Consider the following 19,380-nt stretch of genomic DNA (forward strand, 5'->3'; position numbering starts at 1 on the left):
TATGAGTAGATCAAGTGAATATTCTTATGAGTTAGAAATAGAACGTAAAAGACAAATATATTTGAATAGAATTTCTGCAACAACGGAAGAATATTATCATCGTTATTATAAGACCTTTCTAGATATGAAGAATAATGGATTATCTGCATATATTCCTTCTGAAATGAAAAGGTTGGAATCAGATCTTTCTCAGTTAAGAAACTTACTTATTGTAGATCCTGAAGAGGCAAGAGAACTTAGCTTTGAAGTAGGTTCTTATATTAGAAGTATGTCATCATTGGCGATAAGTGCACGTGAGCAATTTGAACGATTGGAAAGAATGCGAGTAGAGAATCTTAGAGCTGAAAGAGAGTATCAACACAGTATATTAATGGATGAGTATTTTAAAATTTTGAAAAATATTAAAAATCCAATTGTAATAAATTATTCTAAAGAAGGATTGCAAGAACTCAAAGAGGAAATTGAAAGTGGAAATCTGACAAGTATTACAGATTTAAAAGAAAAATCAGAGTACGTTATTTCTGAGGCTAAAATTAAAGCTGCTGAATGGAAAGATTATACAATTAATAAAAATCGAAAGAAGGATGTGGCTCAATCTATTGGTGAAGTAGAAGAAAGGGTTAATAAAGAAAATATTGAAGATCAAGAAAAGACAAAAGAATTTATTTCTAGAATTAGAAAGTTAAGAGCTGATTTAGAGTCTGGTGCTTTAGATACAAATACTATTGAGGCGAGCGTTGTGGAAATTGAAAATGCCTTGGATGATACCCTTATAACGGAAGAAACTAGGCGAGAAATGGTATTAGCAATTGTAAATCAGTTTAAAAGTCAAGAATTTATAGTTGAAAAACCACAATTAGTAAAAGTAGATGGCAAGAATTTTGTAAAAATAGTTGCTAAGCAACCATCTGGTAAAAGAGCCGTTTGCAACATTGATTTAAAAGGAAAAATTGCCTATAAATTTGATAATTATGTTGGTATGACATGTTTAAAAGATATTGAGAAATTTAATGTAGCTCTTGATAAAGTATATTCTATAAAGCTTTCTGATGAAAGAGTATTATGGCAGAATCCTGATAGACTTTCGATGGATGCTAACTCTTTACCTAATAATGAAGGGAGAAATGCATAATGATAGATATAGAATTAAATCTATGGTTAGAACGATTCAATAGAGATATTGGGTATAAGTCTTCAGTTATAGTGTTTGGAAATACTTCTGATATAATGCTCAATCCCAAGAATTCAGGTAAATTTGATTCTGTGATAAATACAATTATTTCGTATATAAGAGATAGGGGATATAAGAAAATAATTAAGTGGGATCGAGTAGATGGAATTGATTACAGTGTATCAGATGACCTTATCGATGTATCTAATCAATTTGTACAATCAGAAAGTCCAAATGATTATGATTTAGGTGACTATGATTTAGCTGATAATAGCAATCAAAATGAATATCATTATAAAGCTCCAGATGAATTTTTTCCTTATATGCTAAATATTATGAAAAATAGTTCTAATAAAACTGCTTTTGTATTAGATTACTCAGATTATATATTTGGGAATGCAAATTCTTTATCGGAAAAAGAACGAGACTATTTGGCTACATTGGGAAAGGTTCTTGAAACAGGGCAGTCATATAATATGCTTGACAGTAACTTTGCTGATATTAGAAATATTGTTATTATTGTTGCGCATAATAATGCAATGATTCCTCCAGCATTTTATTTAAATAATTCCATGGTTGGCTCTGTAAATATACCATTACCAGGGCATAAGGAAAGAGAACATTTTATAAACATAAATAGTTCTTGTTTAAATATTACACAAGATATTATTTCGGATAAAACCGCTAAAGATGATCTTATTGATGCACTAGATGGGTTTTCTTTGAAAGAAATTGCTCAGCTGATGAAGTTATCACGACAAATTTCAGAAAAAATGTCATTTGAAAAACTTATAAATTTATTTAAATATGGTGAGAAAGTCAGTCCTTGGGAGGAATTATCAAAAGATAAGATAGAGCGAATAGAGGAGGAATTAGGGAATAGAGTTAAAGGTCAGGATTTTGCTATTTCTAAGGTGAAGGATGTTATAATACGTGCATACACTGGATTTTCAGGTTTACAACATTCTTCAAAACAAAAAAAACCAAAAGGAACTTTATTTTTTGTGGGCCCTACAGGTGTAGGAAAAACTGAACTAGCAAAATCTCTAGCGAGTTTTGTATTTGGTGATGAGAATGCATGCATACGATTTGATATGTCTGAATATAACCATGAACATAGTGACCAAAGGCTAGTTGGTGCACCTCCAGGATATGTAGGATATGAAGCTGGAGGTCAACTTACTAATGCTATAAAAGAAAAACCATTTAGTGTTCTTCTTTTTGATGAGATTGAAAAAGCACATGGAAGGATTCTAGATAAGTTTCTCCAAATATTAGAAGATGGACGCCTTACTGATGGAAAGGGAGAAACAGTATATTTTTCTGAAACAATTATTATTTTTACTTCTAATATTGGGGCTGCAGAAGTTAGTTCTAATATGAATAATATGGAAGTAAAAAAGCAATTTGTTGAGAAAGTTAAAAATCACTTTATTGAAGTTCTAGGGAGGCCAGAGCTATTAAATCGTATAGGTGATAATATTGTTCCTTTTAATTTTATTGATGATCCTAAAGTATTTATTGAAATCGCAAAAATTAAGTTTAAAACAATAGAAGATTTCGTGAAAGAGCGTTATGGAGCAACGATTATATTGGATGATGAAGATAAAATCTTTCATTCTATTGCTTTGAAAGCTGGGAAGCAAAATGGCGGTAGAGGGCTCTTAAATGTTATGGAAGCGGATATTATTGATCGTTTGTCAAAGTTCATATTTGAACGTTCTGATATATTAAGAAATCACGAAATTCTAATTAAACCATTCTATCCAGAAAAACCAGAAATATGTTTATTTGATTTTATATTGAAGTAGGTGTGGTGCTAATGTCCTATCTAAACTTGGCCTCTATACGACTTTGTACGGAGTCTGAAGGCCCAGGAAAAAGGTTTGCTTTATGGGTTCAGGGATGTGAAAAAAAGTGCCCTGGATGTTGTAATCCTGGTATGCAAGAGCTAAAAAAAAATTTTATCGTTGATATAAAAGATTTAATTGACCTTATTCAACAGTCTATGTTTGAAAATGATATAGAGGGAGTATCTTTTATTGGTGGGGAGCCCATACTTCAAGCTGAAGGATTAAGTGAAATTGCTATGTGGGCTAATTCTGTAGGACTTACAGTACTAGTATTTACGGGATATAAATTCGAAGAATTAATAGGTATGAATAATTCTAGTATAAATAAGTTGCTTAAATATACAGATTTACTTATAGATGGAATTTTTATAAAAGAAAAATATGATACTGATCGAGACTGGATAGGGTCTAAGAATCAAAAAGTTCATTTCTTAAGTAGCACTTATAAACCCGGAGTAGAATATAAAAATCAAGAACATAAGATGGAGCTTCTTATATCAGAAAGTGATATTCTAATTAATGGTTGGCCATATTAGTAAAGTGGGGGACTAATACGAATTTTCTAATTATAATTAGATTGCTTATGTATAAATATTAAATTTTATAGATATTTATAAAATATTGATTGGAAAATTAGATTTATATTATAATATAATCATATATTATCTATATGAATGATATTATTTGTTTTATGGAGGTAATGTTATGTGTAAAATTGATCCTTATCATATTAGAGAATTTGAAAGACAAGGTTGTGAAAGTTGGGATGAATATTGTAATTTAAATTCATTGAATTATAGTGATATTATTCTTGACGATGAAGATGACGAAGAAGATGAATAATTAAAACAAAGAGCAGGTTATTAATCTGCTCTTTGTTCATGTAAAGAGTAGGTTTATATATGTATAGTTGTAGAGACGAAGTAGTATTTATTACTTGCGATATTTTGCTCAACATTCTGCTAAGGACGGAAACGAAATAGCTAGAAAAGAAGCTTAATTTTTCAGAAGTATTGAAATTATCTTTACCAAGATTAAATTTATAGAAATTTAGAACTTTATTACTAAAAGACTTGGTAGTGTCTATGTAGTTATCATGTATTCTTTATGAGTTGATATTATCTATAAAATGTACTATACGGCATTTATTACACATATAATATATTACACTATACGTGTAATCTTCTATATAATCAATTTTAATTTTATGTCATTCTTATATGAGGTGTATTGTATGAAAATAGACAGTATTAAAGAAGCTCTTGAAAGTGTAAAAAAAGAAGATTCTAAATTATACGAGGATGTAGTAGAGTATATTTCTTCCAATAAAAATAAAACTGGTGTTCATCCTGATGGGGTGTATCAAGAACACAGTTGGCCTAATATTATAGGACCTATGCCAGGACCTTTTCCTCATCCACGGAATCCATTTGAACAAAATCCATTTGGAGTATTTTGGCCCTTGGCAGGTTTATATCTGTTCTATAAATTAGTTAGAAAGGTATGGCGATTATTACGAGGAAAGAATCAAAATATTTCCTTAGATGATATTATTACGTATATAAATAATCATAAATCATGAGTTGTATAGGAGAATAATAATGGCTTCAAAAAAGTTAAAATTAGGTGATATTGTTTTTTGTGAACGACGTAGTGGATTATTAGGCCGTAACTTATATCAACATTATGGCGTATATGTGGGTTATCATAAAATTATCCATTACGTAAAAGGGGATTCTCCACTAGATGGACGAATTGCTGAAACTAGCATTGAAGAATTTTGTGATGGTGATACCTTATATATTGCCGAAGACGATACATTATTATCTATTTTCCAAGATGCAGATGTGACCTCTACTTTTTATGGGCCTCGTAAAACGGTTCAACGTGCTAGATCTATGATTGGCAAAGGCGACTATAATTTATTTAATCATAACTGCGAGCACTTTGCTATTTGGTGTAAAACAGACCTTAATAAATCAACTCAACTCAGCATAGAAGGTATGGCAGCAAGAGTATTTAAACCTTCGTGGGGACCAATGAAATGGTTGGTTGATGAAATTTGGCGAGTTGAGGCCAAGTATTAGTAGAACCATATGGAACTAGCAATACAATAAAATATGTGTTGCTAGTTCTAACTTTCACAAAAGTAAAATATTAAAAAAATAATTATTGACACACACGGATACGTGTATTATAATTACATCATCAGGTGAAAGTAATCACCAACATGTAGAACAGAAAGACTTAGATTCTAACAGCAATCCTATCACAGACATAACTTGATTAAGATGAGTATAGAATCTAGTATAATTTCATAGTTATCGTTCATAAACGATTCATAAGGTTAGACACTAGCAGCAATCTTCGATGATTTAACCAGAAAAAGTTATTTTGGAGACCCTTTGGTCTAGAGTATCGTGTCTAGTAAACCTTAGCCTCAGTGAGGTTAGTAATTGTCTTGAACTTTGTATTGTAACCGCTCATGGTTGTCTTGTTTATTTTGCTTTCAAAATTTACGTTGTGATAATCCGCAGCGGTTTTTTATATGCCAAGGAGATATGAACTATGAATACATTTATGAACGCTTTAACAAACAATGAAAAATCCTATACCGCTAATGATGGTACTGCGTATCATACGAGTGGCAGTCCTCTTGTGGACCTTAATTTCTCTGTGCCTGCATTGCGTCAGGTCGCAGTTAATTTTTATGGTAAAAGTAAACATGACCGATATTTCTATGGTGCACATCGCACTATGGATGCTGTGGAAGCATTGCGCTTATTTATTACATCCTATGAGGAAGACCCTCTGTATACCATGAAATGGCTTATGTATGCCCGCCATATTAAGCTAGGTCTTGGCGAGCGCGATGTATTTCGTATGATGCTTACTAAAATTGGTGACTTGCATCCAGAGATGGCATTGCAATTCATCATTGGAACCGAGTTATGGAACTATGGTCGTTGGGATGATGTGCTACGCATCTTTTTTGATACTACAAGTGGTATCTTACACGATGGACTAGGGGCGTTAATAGCTAATCAGTTTAGACGCGATGTAATGGCGTGTGGACTAGGCGATTCCATTAGTTTATTAGCTAAATGGATGCCATCCAATAATACATCTTCTAAGCAAAAACGTTCTGAGGCGGTTATTTTACAATCCTTATTACATCTAAATGCACGAGAGTATCGTAAAATGTTGTCTAAATTGCGCGAACATTTAGCGGTGGTAGATCGCAAGGCTTCTCTTAACCAATGGAATGATATTAATTATAATCATGTGCCATCTAAGGCGAATCTTAAATATCGTAATGCCTTTTTAAAACATGATGCAGAACGCCGCCAGGCGTATCTTACATCATTAGAAAAGGGAGACGACTCAGTTAAGATTAATGCGAACTCTATGTTCTTGTATGATATTGTGCAAGCATACGTAAAGGCGGATAGTTGCTGGGACAGTAGTCTAAATCCATATGACGAAACATTAGAGCAATTATGGAATGCCCAAGAATCTCCTAAGGATTATGACAATATCTTAGTTATACGCGACGGGTCTGGATCTATGGGGCAACAACTATCTGGTAATAGTTCCGTCACCGCACTTAGCGTAGCAGATTCGATTGCATTGTATTGTGCACAGCATAATAAGAATGAATCCTTTAAAAATCGATTCATTACCTTTAGCAATCGCCCTCAGATGATAGACATTTCGATGTGTGAAACTTTGCGAGATAAGCTTAGACGCTTACATCGCTTTGACGATTACAGCAATACGGATATAGAGGCAACATTTGACTTAATTCTCGACACAGCTGTTAGACATCATCTGCGTCAAGAGGAATTACCTTCAGCGTGTCTCGTTATTTCTGATATGCAGTTTGACCAGGCTACAAAGCATGAGGATAACACGACCGTTATTGAATCATGTCGTCAGAAATTTGAAGCCCTTGGGTATACTATGCCACGGCTCATTTTCTGGAATGTATCTGTCTATGCACAGAATACAATTCCTGTACAAATGCATCCGAGTGGTGTTGTTCTCGTATCTGGTTTCTCTAAATCTATCGTGGATATGGTGGTATCTAGAGAGGTTAATCCTGAAAGGGCCCTCAAAGCAGAACTAGATGCCAAATGTAGTATTGTAGATACAGCATTACAAGGCTATGTAAAGGTAGCTTAACATTTATATAATCTCATTAAAATAGGTTCCTATTAGTCACAATATGACGAGTAGGAACCTTCTTTTTGTGTAATTAATTTGTGATATAATGAGTTGTAGGTTTTATAATATAACAATCATTTTATATATACGAGGAATTAAGTATGGCAATTAGCAAAGAAATACAAAAATCTAGCGAAATGATGTTTGATGGTAAATTAATCAAAGTTACCTACGATATAGCTGATGTAAATGGTAATGAAGCGTGGCGTGAAGTTGTCCATCATCCAGGTGCTACAGCAATCGTAGTTGTTACAGAAGACAATAAAATTGTGATGGAACGTCAATTCCGTTATGCCTTGCAACAGCCTTTACTTGAAATTCCAGCAGGTAAATTAGATCCTAACGAAGAACCTATTAACTGTGCTAAACGTGAGTTAGCAGAGGAAACAGGTTACCGTGCCAATCAATGGATTCCATTGGGAACTATTGCGACAAGTCCTGGTTTCTGTAATGAAGTGTTACATTTATATTTAGCAAAAGAACTGACGATGGGTGAAACTAACTGGGATCCTGATGAATATGTAGAGCTTGAGTATTTTACATTACCTGAACTGCTAGAGGCTATTAAGAATGAACAAATTAAGGATAGTAAATCCTTAGCAGCTCTAATGTTAGCTATGCCTTATCTTAAGTAGACTTCCTTTGGGAGGAGTTATTATGTATAAAAGAATCATTATATTAGTTATGGATTCTGTTGGCATTGGTCATGCCCCAGATGCGGCAAAATTTAATGATGAAGGATCTAATACATTAGGACATATCGAAGCAACTGCAGGTTTGATTCATTGTCCTACATTGCGTTCTTTGGGATTGGCCAATATTGCGGATATTAAGACCGATGAAGCACCTGTTATGGGTGCTTATGGGAAAATGGAGGAAGTCAGCACAGGGAAGGATACAACTAGTGGTCATTGGGAAATGATGGGGCATCCTGTTACGGTTCCGTTCCCTACATTTTACGATGGATTCCCTAAGGAATTGATGGATACTTTCACTAAAGAAACTGGTTATGGTTATCTTGGTAATGAGGTTGCATCTGGTACGGAAATTATAGAGCGCCTTGGCGTAGAGCACATGAAAACGGGGAAACCTATTGTGTATACCTCTGCCGATTCAGTATTTCAAATTGCAGCACACGAGGATGTGATTCCTTTAGAGGATTTGTATCGGATGTGCGAAATTACGCGTAACAAGGTATGCGTTGGTGATTATTATGTAGGTCGTATCATAGCTCGTCCGTTTATAGGTGAACCAGGTCATTTTGTGCGCACCTCGAATCGCCATGACTATAGCCGTATGCCTGAACACCGCATGGTGCAACAGGAATTACAAGCCGCACAAATTCCGACGGTGGCCGTCGGCAAAATTGGCGATATCTATGCTCATGTCGGATGGGATGAAAGCTATCCAACGAAATCGAATGCTCATGGCATGAATGTGGTGCCTTACTTATTAGGTTCTTCCTTTGAAAGAGGCCTCATGATGGTAAACCTTGTAGAGTTTGATAGTCTATATGGTCATCGCCGTAACGTAGAAGGCTATAAACGTGCCATTGAGGATTTCGATTACCAATTGAGTGGATTATTGCCATTATTGAAAGATGATGATTTGCTTATCATCACAGCTGACCATGGTAATGATCCTACATGGCATGGCACAGACCATACGCGTGAACATGTTCCATTACTTGCCTATAGCCCAAGTATGAAAGGGGCTATCGATTTAGGTTTACGCCATAGTTTTGGTGATATAGGACAAACCGTATTGGCGAACTTTGGACTTTCACCATATGCAGTAGGCACATCATTTTTAAAAGATATTATGAAATAGTCGTATTGTGTAATATAATCCTTGCGTCACAATATCTTGTATGATATAATCATTCAGGTATAAGAAACGATTTTTAAGGAGGTGACTCAATTGCCAAACATTAAATCCAGTATTAGAAGCGTAAAAACGGATGCTGAACGTCGTGCGAAAAACGCCGCTGTGAAATCTCAAATCCGTACAGCAGCTCGTAAAACCGTTGAAGCTGTTCAAGCAGGCGCAGTAGAAGAAGCAAAACAAGCACTTGTTCAAGCTACTAGCGTAATTGATAAAGCAGCCTCCAAAGGTGTACTTCATAAAAACACTGCAGCTCGCAAAAAATCCAACCTTGCAGCTAAAGTAAACGCTTTATAATTTTATAGAGCCAAAGCCCATCGATGATGGGCTTTTTTTATACCACAAAATATATAAATTTATTATAATTAGGACGCTGAAAGGCGTCCTTTTCCCTATGGTCGGGATTGGCGAACGCTTAATCATACGTTTCATTGAATAGAAATATTAGTGCAGTGATAAAATTGATCTTTAGTGCTAAATGCTGTAATCATAAAATATATGCATAACATTTTGAATACCTTATGGGAGTGGACTGAGGGTAGCTCCAAAAGCTGACTTTACACTCACTGTGGATTTCGCTTCACGAAATCTTACGTTCGTGACTAAGTGATGTGTGGGCCCCATGCGTCGCTATGCTCCTCTGTTGCCTCACACCCTACTTATGGCCCTGCGAAGGCCGCAGGCCGTAGACAGATCCGGCCGGTGGAAGTTTTAGGCCACCCGTGTTCCCATTCTTCTAAAGTAAGAATGCGTAGTACATATATTTTTACCTTCGTATAAGCGATTAAAAATCAATTTTATTACGCCTCAATATGTTATAATGAAACATATGATTAAGCGAGGTGTACTTATGAAAAAACTAATGATTATAGATGGCAGCAGCCTGTTATTTCGTGCCTTTTTTGCGCTTCCTCCGTTGAAGTCTGCCCTCGGCACGCCAACCAATGCAGTATATGGTTTTTTGACAATGCTCATTAAATTATATGAAGAGATTAAACCTGATTATATTGCTGTAGCCTTTGATAAAGGTCGTCAAACGTTCCGTACGGAAATGTATAGTGAATATAAAGGTAATCGCCCTGATGCACCAGAGGATTTACGTCCTCAATTTAGCTTGATTCAAGATGTGTTGAAGGCTCTTGGCATTTGTGTTATTGAAGAGGAAGGTTATGAGGGGGACGATATTCTTGGTTCCTTGTCAAAGAAATTTGGATCTTCTGATTTAGCAGTGCAAATTATTACTGGTGACCGTGATAATTTACAGCTTGTTACCGATTACAGTCATGTATTCTTAACGAAAAAAGGTATCTCAGACATGCTTGAGGTTACCTTGGATAATATGACTGAATTATATGGCTATGGCCCAGATAAAGTTATCGAAATGAAGGCGCTTATGGGCGATTCCTCCGATAATATTCCAGGCGTTCCAGGGGTTGGTGAAAAAACAGCTCTTAAATTAATTAATGAATACGGTGATTTAGAGTCTGTATATGAGAATATCGATAATATTTCGGGCAAGAAATTGAAAGAACGTCTTGTTGAAAATAAAGAGTTAGCCTTCTTATCTCGTCAATTGGCTACCATCAAGACTGACATGGACTTGTCCTATACACTTGATCAATTTGTACAGAATTTCCACCTTGGCGAAGTGAAACCTATGTTTGAAACCCTAGGCTTTACTAAATTGACACCTCGCTTGGCTAGTGTGATGGGCGCAGAAGGTGGCGATACAGAGGATTTTGGTGGCCTATTTAGTATGGCCGAAGAGATTAAAGTCGAAGATCTGTTAGATGCATCTGCTCTTACTGAGGACTTTTATAAAAATAAAACCATTGGTGTTCATATTATTACGGATGGCAAAGCGCCGTTCCGTACGATTACGTCTGCTTTCATTAATAATGGTGAAAGCATCATTAAATTAGATGGTTCTCATAATGACAAATTATTGAATGCATTGAATGGTGCAAAGACGGTTGTAACGACGCAAAGCAAGGAATTAATGGAGGTTCTTTGCCACGATGAACCGGCTCAAATCCGTTTGTATGATGATGGTAAGGCTCGTATTTACGATGTATCCTTGATGGCTTATCTATTAGACCCAACGCGTACCAATTATGGATATCTCTATTTAACAGAGCGTTTTAGTGTACCATCTATTGCCACAGGTAGTGTAGATGTAGAATGCGTCTCTATGGTGAAAGCATTGCTTGCTATGAACGATGCTGCTGTTAAGGCATTGCAAGACGAATCCTTATGGGATTTATATAACAATATTGAATTGCCATTGATTCATACATTATTAGTTATGGAGAAAAATGGTATTTATATTGACCCTGTAAAATTAGAAGAAACAACTGTTAAATTCAAGGCGGAACTCGAAGCCGTTCAGCAAGAAATTTATGAATTGGCAGGGGAAACGTTTAATATTAATTCTCCAAAACAATTGGGGATCATCTTGTTTGAAAAGATGAATCTACCTGTCATTAAAAAGACGAAAACAGGTTACTCCACAGATGCAGAAGTATTGGATATGCTTCGTCATGAAAGCCCTATTGTAGAGAAGATTTTGGCCTATCGTTCCGTAGCCAAATTAGTTTCTACCTATTGTGAAGGCTTATCGGTCCTCATCAATCCTGAAACGCATCGCATTCATACCACATTCAACCAAATGGTAACAGCTACTGGACGCTTGAGCTCTTCAGATCCGAACTTACAAAATATTCCTGTCCGCACTGAAAAGGGTCGTGAAATTAGAGCGTTATTCTATCCAGGTGAAGGCTTTGATACACTAGTGAGTGCCGATTATTCACAAATCGAGCTCCGTATCTTGGCGCATTTGTCTGGTGATAAAGCGTTAATTAAGGCTTTCAACGATGGTAAAGATATTCATAGATTTACCGCTGCCGAAGTGCTTGGCAAGTCTCAAGATGAGGTAACCAGCGAAGAACGGTCTCACGCAAAGGCTGTCAACTTTGGCATTATCTATGGTATTTCAGATTTTGGTTTGTCTCGTGATTTAGGCATTACGCGTCAAGAAGCAAAAAACTATATTGAGCTTTATTTTAGCCGTTATCCAAAGGTTAAAGAATATATGGATAACATGGTACAAGAAGCCCATGAAACGGGTAAGGTGCGTACGATGTTTGGTCGCATGCGCGAGTTGCCAGATATTAATAGCCGTAATTTTAATCGTCGTTCCTTCGCAGAACGGACAGCAATGAATACACCGATACAAGGTACTGCTGCTGATATTATTAAGCTCGCTATGAACAAGGTAGAATCCATTTTAGAAGAGAAGACATTTAAATCTCGCTTATTATTACAGGTGCATGATGAACTTGTATTAGAAGTGGTAAATGAAGAATTGGATGCTATTCAAACGTTACTTAAGGAAACTATGGAATCCATTGTAGCATTACATGTTCCACTTATCGTCGATGTACATAATGCGGAAAACTGGGCACTTGTAAAATAAATTTTACATATAACGTTCGAGTAGAAGGATAGATGCAGGAGGCACATATGTTAAAAATAGGTTTAACAGGTGGAATTGCATCTGGCAAGAGTACAGTACTAGACTTTTTTAAAAAGAAGAATGTACCTTATATTGATGCTGATGTAGTAGCACGTGAAGTGGTTGATCTTGGTACGCCTGGACTCGCTGCTATCCGTGAATTATTTGGTGATACAGTGATTCTCGATGATGGTAGATTAAATCGTGAAGCACTTGGTAGTATCGTCTTTCACAATGAAGAAAAACGCCTACAGTTAAATAGCTGCTTACATGGTTTCATTCGTCAGCGTATTGATGAATTGAGTGCTATGTATGAAGAGGAAGAAGCTCCAGCCGTTATTTATGATATTCCTCTTCTCATTGAGGGTAAGTGGTATGAGCGACTCGATACGGTTTGGCTTGTCTATGTATCGCCAGAGGTGCAGGTTCGCCGATTAATGGAGCGTAATGGATATTCAAGAGAAGACGCATTAGCGCGTATTCAAAGTCAAATGTTATTAGATGATAAACGCTCATTTACAGATGTCATCATTAATAATGATGGTACACCTGATGAATTATATATTCAGTTAGAAAAATTGTGGCACGAGAAACTACTACCGTTGTATAATAAATAATCAACAATATATATGATTGAATCGATTTAAAATATATACGGTTAGGATTAAGGGGAGGATGTATGAAACGAAATACAGCAACAGCATTGGCTGTTGTCGTGTTGGGCTGGTTTTATTTTAACCATATGCAAGATCCTGTAGCACGCTATACAGCATACCCCTTTGATTATAGAGATGTAGTTGTATCGGCTGCGGAAAAGGAAGAGGTATCACCGGCCTTGGTGGCCAGTGTCATTTTGGCCGAAAGTAAATATAAAAATACTGCTGAATCCGAAACAGGCGCTCTAGGATTGATGCAACTCATGCCGGATACAGCTCGTTGGGTGGCCCAGCAAATGGGGCATGGTAACTACACGGATCGTCAACTAAAAGAGCCAGAAACGAATATCCAATTAGGCACCTGGTATTTGGGGTATTTATTAAAAGAATTTAATGGTGATGAGGTACAAGCTCTGGCTGCCTATAATGCAGGGCGTGGACATGTTGAGTCCTGGATTAAGGAAAAGAATTGGAATGGTATGATTGATACGATTCCGTTTCCTGAAACACGTATGTATGTGAAGACGGTATTAATGTATCAAGAAAGGTATGAGGCATTATATGGAGAATATCGTTGAAACCTGTAAGTCTTTAGACTATTCTTGGTTACCATTGGAGATTGGTAATTTTAAACTCGTTGTAACAGGACCTGACGAAATTGCTAAAGCTCAAGAGACTATGTCCACTGGAAAGATTGTATTAACATTGCCTCTATTTCATTATGAAAATGATTTAGGGTGGAAGTGGTGTGCTCTTTACGATAAAGAAGTAGAGGATTATACAGTGCATGTAGTAATGCCCTTATTTTCCTTTGTGGATATATCCTTTGTACGTCAAGAATTTGAGCCTTATTGGACCGGATTACAAGAACGTTGCGTTCAAGGTCTTACGAAACTATTGATTAATAGTGCTGAAAATTTTACCTATACGTATATGCGTAAGGGGTTACAAAATTGGGATTATGAATCTGTTATGCCCGCTGAGTTAGAAGGATTTGTACGAGATATAACACCTAAAAATGCAGTGCGTATGATCAACGGATCTTATATTATCGCTGAATACCGAAAAATGGATGAATGTACTGGTTTATTACTCTTTTATAATGAATACCGTGACGAGTTTTTTGCCGAGTTACGCTATCAAAATCATCCGGAAATCGACCATCATTTAGATGCGAAAACATTAGGTCAATTAGAAAATGCACTATCTGAATATTTAACTAATATACTTTGTGAATTAAATTCCCGTAGTTAAATTGTACATTTGCATAGAAATATGCTATAATAAACGTGACTTTTATATAAACTTTTTTAAGAGTGGGCTATTGTTGCTCACTCTTTCGTTTATGATTAGGCGAAATTAGTCATATGATTTTGCCAAATCTACAATGGAACGGTATGAATAATAGATAAGTAGTATGTTATAAGGAGGCGATGGCTATGAAAAGAGAGGCCGTAGAGGAATTCGTATCCTCTGTAGTAGAAGGCATTATAGCCGGTACAAATCTGGAATTAGTCGATGTCGACTATGTTCGAGAACGCGATTGGTATTTACGCGTATATCTCGACAAGCCAGGTGGTGTTGATTTGGATGACTGTCAAATGGTCAGTGAAAAATTGAGTGCTATCCTCGATGAGAAAGACCCTATTGCAGAAAATTATTTGCTTGAGGTATCTTCTCCAGGTCTTGATCGGGTCTTGAAAAAAGATAAAGATTTCATTCGCTATAATGGCCGTGATGTAGACATTCAATTGTTTAAACAAATCAATGGTAATAAACAATATACCGGTGTTTTACAAGGCTTTACTGATACAACGATAGAATTTTCTATCAATGGTGAAAGCGTAATCTTTGAACGCACAGCCATTGCACAAATTCGATTACATCTTGATTTTTAATACATGGAGGCATACGAGTGAGTCAAGAATTAATTCAAGCAGTTATGGTGCTGACGAAGCAAAAAGGTTTTGCACCTGAGGTTATTTTTGAATCCTTAGAAGCTGCGTTATTACAAGCATATCGTAAGGAACCACATTCTAACCCAGATGCATATGTGGAATTGAATCGTGAAACTGGTGCCTATAAGGTAATGGCGAAAAAACAAGTTGTAGAAACTGTTGAATTCCCAGAAACAGAAATCAGCCTATTAGATGCTCGTAAAAAAGATAAACGCTATGAGATTGGCGATATTGTAGAGGCAGATGTAACACCTGCTAACTTTGGTCGCAGTGCTGCTCATACAGCAAAACAAATGTTGATTCAACGTTTAAAAGAAGCTGAACGCAGTGTCGTATACGAAGAATATTATAGCCGTGAAGGTGATATCATTACGGGTGTTATAACACGCGTTGAAGGTAAAAACGTATATATCAATTTAGGTAAAACAGAAGCTATTTTACCTCCAACTGAGCAAATTGCTACAGAAACATATCATGAAGGGGACCGCATTAAATGCTATATTGTAGAGGTTAAGAAAACTACGAAGGGACCTCAAATCATGATTTCTCGTACTCATCCAGGCCTATTAAAACGCTTGTTTGAATTAGAGGTACCAGAAATTTATGAAGGTGTTGTAGAGCTTAAATCCGTAGCACGTGAACCGGGTATGCGTTCTAAAATCGCCGTATATAGCCGCGATGAATCTATCGATCCAGTAGGTGCTTGCGTAGGTCCAAAAGGTCAACGCGTTCAACACATTGTAGATGAATTACACGATGAAAAAATCGACATTGTAAAATGGGATGAAGATCCTGCTATTTACATTGCTAATTCCTTGAGTCCTGCAAAGGTTATTTCCGTAGATGTAAGCGAAGAAGAAAAAGCTTCTTACGTTGTAGTACCAGATTATCAATTGTCCTTGGCTATTGGTAAAGCAGGTCAAAATGCTCGTTTAGCAGCTAAATTGACAAACTGGAAAATCGACATTAAGAGTGAAACACAAGCTGCAGAGAATCCTTTCACAGGTTTTACTAGTACAGAAGCAGCGGAAAGCGAAGACTAATGAAAACCAAATCTCAACCTATGCGTACCTGTGTAGGCTGTGGTGAACCAAAGAGTAAACGTGAGTTGATGCGTGTTGCTCTAAGTTCAGAAGGGTCAATCAGTATCGACAGAACTGGTAAAGCCCCTGGACGTGGTGCTTATATCTGTGCATCTATGGATTGTTTTGAAGCTGCGTATAAAGGTAAAAAATTAGAACGCTCTTTAAAACATACCGTATCAAAGGATGTATATGAGGCATTAAAACACGATTTGGAAAGAAATGAATAATTTCAGCATATGAATGAAGATAAAGTTTTAAATCTCTTAGGCTTAGCACAGCGAGCTGGAAAATTGAGCTCCGGAGATTTCATCGTAGAAAAAGCGATGAAGAATAAAACACCAAAGCTAGTTTTATTAGCTGGTGATTGTGCAGCCAATAATGAAAAGAAATACATACAATTAGCAGAAGCTTATCATATCCCATTGCGTAAGGTCGGCAGTAAAGAGACATTAGGTACGGCTATTGGAAAAGAAGTACGTGTGGTGGTGGCCGTAGAGGATGATGGATTTGCGAAAGCGTTACTAAAAGAGATTGATCAGTAAGAAGGGGGTATGTAGATGTCCAAAAAACGCGTACATGAAATCGCTAAGGAATTTGGCGTTGAAAGTAAACAGGTTATTTCTATTTTGCAACAACATAATTTTAATGTTACAAAAGCTGTTAATACGGTAGATGATGCAGGCTATAGTGTGGTGAAGAGCCAATTAGGAGGTAAGTCTAATGGGGCTGATAGAAAAGCGGCAGCTGCACCAGCTAATCCACGCAAACATGAAAAAGCAGTTGCACCTGTTAAATCTGTAAAAACAGATAAACCGGCAAAAGAACATAGCCATAAAAAAGAGGCTAAACATGATGATAAAAAGCATGAAGACAAGAAACCTCATGTTCGTCATGTACAAATTAACGAGCCTACTAAAAAACAAAATAATGGTCCTAAACAAGATGGCCGTAACCATCAAAAACAAGACCGTCCAAATGGTCAACAACAAGGCCATAAAAATGATGCTCAACAAGGTCAAAAAAATGACAAACGCCAAGGTAATAATGGTAATGCAGAAGGTCGCAATAACAACCGTAATGGCCGTGTAGACAATCGAAACAATAATGATGGCAACCAACAAAATGGCAATGACCGTCGTAACAAGAAAAATAAAAAAGGCAACAATCGCCCACAATCCTTATTATCTACTTCCATGCAAAAGAAGAAAAATAAGGTAAAACACCGCAATGAACAATATTTGCAACATAAAGCGGAAGAAGAACGTAAAGCACAAGAGGCAATCGCTACTGAAATCGAATTAAGCGGTCCTTTAACAGTAAAAGAATTAGCTGAAAAAATGGGTCGTGAAGTATCTGAAATCATCAAAAAATTGATGCTTTTAGGCGTTATGGCTAGCATCAACCAAGAGGTTGACGTTGATACAGCTACCATCGTAGCAGAGGAATTTGGTGTAACTGTAACTGAAGTAGAACCGGAAGAAGATCCTACTGATATCATTGAAATTGAAGATGCACCAGAAACATTAAAACCTCGTCCACCAGTTGTAACTATCATGGGTCACGTTGACCATGGTAAAACATCCTTATTGGACGTAATTCGCCAAACCAATGTAACAGCTGGCGAGGCAGGTGGTATTACTCAACATATCGGTGCGTACCAAGTTCGTTACAACGACAATAAAATTACATTCCTTGATACTCCTGGCCATGAAGCGTTTACAGCTATGCGTCTACGCGGTGCGAAATCCACTGATATCGCTGTTCTTGTAGTTGCTGCCGATGACGGTGTAATGCCACAAACTATTGAGGCTATCAACCATGCTAAATCTGCAGATGTACCAATTATTGTTGCTATTAACAAAATGGATAAACCAGGTGCTAACCCAGATCATGTTAAACAACAATTGTCTGAACATGGTTTATTGCCAGAAGAATGGGGCGGCGATGTCATCATGGTTCCTGTATCTGCTAAACAAAAACAAGGTATTGACGACTTACTCGAAAATATCTTGCTCGTAGCAGAGGTTATGGAATTGAAAGCTAACCCTAACCGTAAAGCATACGGCGTAGTTATCGAGGCTCAACTTGATAAAGGTCGCGGTGCTGTATGTACAGTATTGGTACAAAAAGGTTCCCTTCGCGTAGGTGACACTGTACTTGCTGGTACTGCTTATGGTAAAGTACGTGCCATGACAAATGAACGGGGCGAAAAGGTAAAAGTAGCTCGTCCTTCTATGCCAGTAGAAATCTTGGGCTTCTCAGAAGTTCCACAAGCTGGTGAAATTATCAATGGTATGGATGATAACGAAGCACGTGCAATCGCAGAAAAACGTATTGCTAAACAACGCGTTCAAGAATTGCAAGCTACTCACAAGGTTACATTGGATGATATCTTCAACCAAATTCAACAAGGTGAGTTAAAAGATCTTAATATCATCATCAAAGCTGACGTACAAGGTTCTGTAGAAGCATTGCGTCAATCCTTAGAAGGTATTAAGAACCCTGAAGTTCGTATTGTTATCGTTCATGCTGCAGTTGGTGCTATTAATGAATCCGATATTATGTTGGCTTCCGCATCTAATGCTATCGTAATGGGCTTCAATGTACGTCCTGATGCTAATGTGCGCCGTGCTGCGGAAAATGAAAAGGTTGACCTTCGTACGTATCGCGTAATCTATGATGCTATCAACGACGTTGAGTCTGCGATGCGTGGTATGTTGGCGCCTCAATTTAAAGAGGTTGTCGTTGGTCGTGCAGAGGTGCGTCAAGTTATCTCTACACCTAAGGCTATCGTTGCTGGTTCTTATGTAACAGAAGGTCGTATTACTAATGACTCTGAAGTTCGTTTGATCCGTGATGGCATCGTAGTATTTGAAGGTAAAGTTGACTCCTTACGCCGTTTCAAAGACGAAGTGAAAGAGGTTAAAACATCCTTCGAATGTGGTATCTCCTTGGAAGGTTACCGCGACATCAAGGAAGGCGACATAATCGAAGCATACTTGATGGAAGAAATTGCACCTCAAATGTAGGAG

The 19,380-nt window shown here is 36.9% G+C and carries 19 protein-coding genes; all 19 read left to right on the forward strand.

What is annotated here, in order from left to right; all coding sequences use genetic code 11:
* The first annotated feature begins 1 nt into the window (after position 1).
* The 19 genes from VEI_RS03925 to infB all read left to right on the forward strand — a co-directional run bounded on the left by VEI_RS03925 (position 2) and on the right by infB (position 19,377).
* Positions 2 to 1,132, forward strand: a complete 1,131-nt coding sequence (locus VEI_RS03925) for a hypothetical protein (RefSeq protein WP_059362069.1) — start codon at positions 2 to 4, stop codon at positions 1,130 to 1,132.
* Positions 1,132 to 2,982: an AAA family ATPase gene (locus VEI_RS03930; RefSeq protein ID WP_059362071.1), complete on the forward strand. Its 1,851-nt coding sequence runs from the start codon at positions 1,132 to 1,134 to the stop codon at positions 2,980 to 2,982. The genes VEI_RS03925 and VEI_RS03930 overlap by 1 nt, the downstream gene beginning before the upstream one ends.
* 11 nt (positions 2,983 to 2,993) lie before the next feature.
* On the forward strand, positions 2,994 to 3,560 hold the full coding sequence (locus VEI_RS03935; RefSeq protein WP_059362074.1) for a 4Fe-4S single cluster domain-containing protein: 567 nt from the start codon (positions 2,994 to 2,996) through the stop codon (positions 3,558 to 3,560).
* A 169-nt stretch (positions 3,561 to 3,729) separates the two neighbouring features.
* Complete coding sequence (locus VEI_RS10330) at positions 3,730 to 3,867, forward strand: hypothetical protein (protein WP_153280290.1); 138 nt, start codon at positions 3,730 to 3,732, stop codon at positions 3,865 to 3,867.
* A gap of 391 nt (positions 3,868 to 4,258) precedes the next feature.
* Positions 4,259 to 4,606: a hypothetical protein gene (locus VEI_RS03940; RefSeq protein WP_059362076.1), complete on the forward strand. Its 348-nt coding sequence runs from the start codon at positions 4,259 to 4,261 to the stop codon at positions 4,604 to 4,606.
* A 19-nt stretch (positions 4,607 to 4,625) separates the two neighbouring features.
* Positions 4,626 to 5,111 (forward strand): lecithin retinol acyltransferase family protein, encoded by a 486-nt coding sequence (locus VEI_RS03945; protein WP_059362078.1) that lies wholly within the window; start codon positions 4,626 to 4,628, stop codon positions 5,109 to 5,111.
* A 481-nt stretch (positions 5,112 to 5,592) separates the two neighbouring features.
* Positions 5,593 to 7,209: a DUF2828 family protein gene (locus VEI_RS03950; RefSeq protein WP_059362080.1), complete on the forward strand. Its 1,617-nt coding sequence runs from the start codon at positions 5,593 to 5,595 to the stop codon at positions 7,207 to 7,209.
* Between the two features lie 143 nt (positions 7,210 to 7,352).
* Positions 7,353 to 7,886 (forward strand): NUDIX hydrolase, encoded by a 534-nt coding sequence (locus VEI_RS03955; RefSeq protein WP_059362082.1) that lies wholly within the window; start codon positions 7,353 to 7,355, stop codon positions 7,884 to 7,886.
* Positions 7,887 to 7,908: 22 nt separating this feature from the next.
* A complete protein-coding gene (locus VEI_RS03960; RefSeq protein WP_059362084.1) occupies positions 7,909 to 9,081 on the forward strand; it encodes a phosphopentomutase in 1,173 nt (390 codons plus the stop codon).
* Between the two features lie 90 nt (positions 9,082 to 9,171).
* Positions 9,172 to 9,432, forward strand: coding sequence for a 30S ribosomal protein S20 (gene rpsT / locus VEI_RS03965; RefSeq protein WP_005378787.1), 261 nt, complete (start codon positions 9,172 to 9,174; stop codon positions 9,430 to 9,432).
* A 553-nt stretch (positions 9,433 to 9,985) separates the two neighbouring features.
* A complete protein-coding gene (polA, locus tag VEI_RS03970; protein WP_059362086.1) occupies positions 9,986 to 12,610 on the forward strand; it encodes a DNA polymerase I in 2,625 nt (874 codons plus the stop codon).
* Positions 12,611 to 12,657: 47 nt separating this feature from the next.
* The gene (gene coaE / locus VEI_RS03975; RefSeq protein ID WP_059362088.1) at positions 12,658 to 13,266 is read left to right on the forward strand and encodes a dephospho-CoA kinase; all 609 of its coding nucleotides are present in this window, start codon (positions 12,658 to 12,660) and stop codon (positions 13,264 to 13,266) included.
* 62 nt (positions 13,267 to 13,328) lie between these two features.
* Positions 13,329 to 13,883, forward strand: coding sequence for a lytic transglycosylase domain-containing protein (locus tag VEI_RS03980; RefSeq protein ID WP_059362090.1), 555 nt, complete (start codon positions 13,329 to 13,331; stop codon positions 13,881 to 13,883).
* The gene (locus tag VEI_RS03985; RefSeq protein ID WP_059362092.1) at positions 13,867 to 14,559 is read left to right on the forward strand and encodes a hypothetical protein; all 693 of its coding nucleotides are present in this window, start codon (positions 13,867 to 13,869) and stop codon (positions 14,557 to 14,559) included. The genes VEI_RS03980 and VEI_RS03985 overlap by 17 nt, the downstream gene beginning before the upstream one ends.
* A gap of 185 nt (positions 14,560 to 14,744) precedes the next feature.
* Positions 14,745 to 15,203, forward strand: a complete 459-nt coding sequence (locus VEI_RS03990; RefSeq protein WP_059362094.1) for a ribosome maturation factor RimP — start codon at positions 14,745 to 14,747, stop codon at positions 15,201 to 15,203.
* 17 nt (positions 15,204 to 15,220) lie between these two features.
* Positions 15,221 to 16,306, forward strand: a complete 1,086-nt coding sequence (nusA, locus tag VEI_RS03995) for a transcription termination factor NusA (protein ID WP_059362097.1) — start codon at positions 15,221 to 15,223, stop codon at positions 16,304 to 16,306.
* Positions 16,306 to 16,575, forward strand: coding sequence for an RNase P modulator RnpM (rnpM, locus tag VEI_RS04000; RefSeq protein WP_059362099.1), 270 nt, complete (start codon positions 16,306 to 16,308; stop codon positions 16,573 to 16,575). The genes nusA and rnpM overlap by 1 nt, the downstream gene beginning before the upstream one ends.
* 9 nt (positions 16,576 to 16,584) lie before the next feature.
* Positions 16,585 to 16,890 carry a L7Ae/L30e/S12e/Gadd45 family ribosomal protein gene (locus tag VEI_RS04005; protein ID WP_059362101.1) on the forward strand — a complete coding sequence of 102 codons (306 nt, stop codon included), beginning with the start codon at positions 16,585 to 16,587 and terminating at the stop codon, positions 16,888 to 16,890.
* Between the two features lie 15 nt (positions 16,891 to 16,905).
* Entirely contained in the window at positions 16,906 to 19,377 is a 2,472-nt protein-coding gene (gene infB / locus VEI_RS04010) for a translation initiation factor IF-2 (protein WP_059362102.1), read from the forward strand.
* Positions 19,378 to 19,380 lie beyond the last annotated feature (3 nt).

Source organism: Veillonella tobetsuensis (assembly GCF_001078375.1).
GTDB classification, from domain to species: Bacteria; Bacillota; Negativicutes; order Veillonellales; family Veillonellaceae; genus Veillonella; species Veillonella tobetsuensis.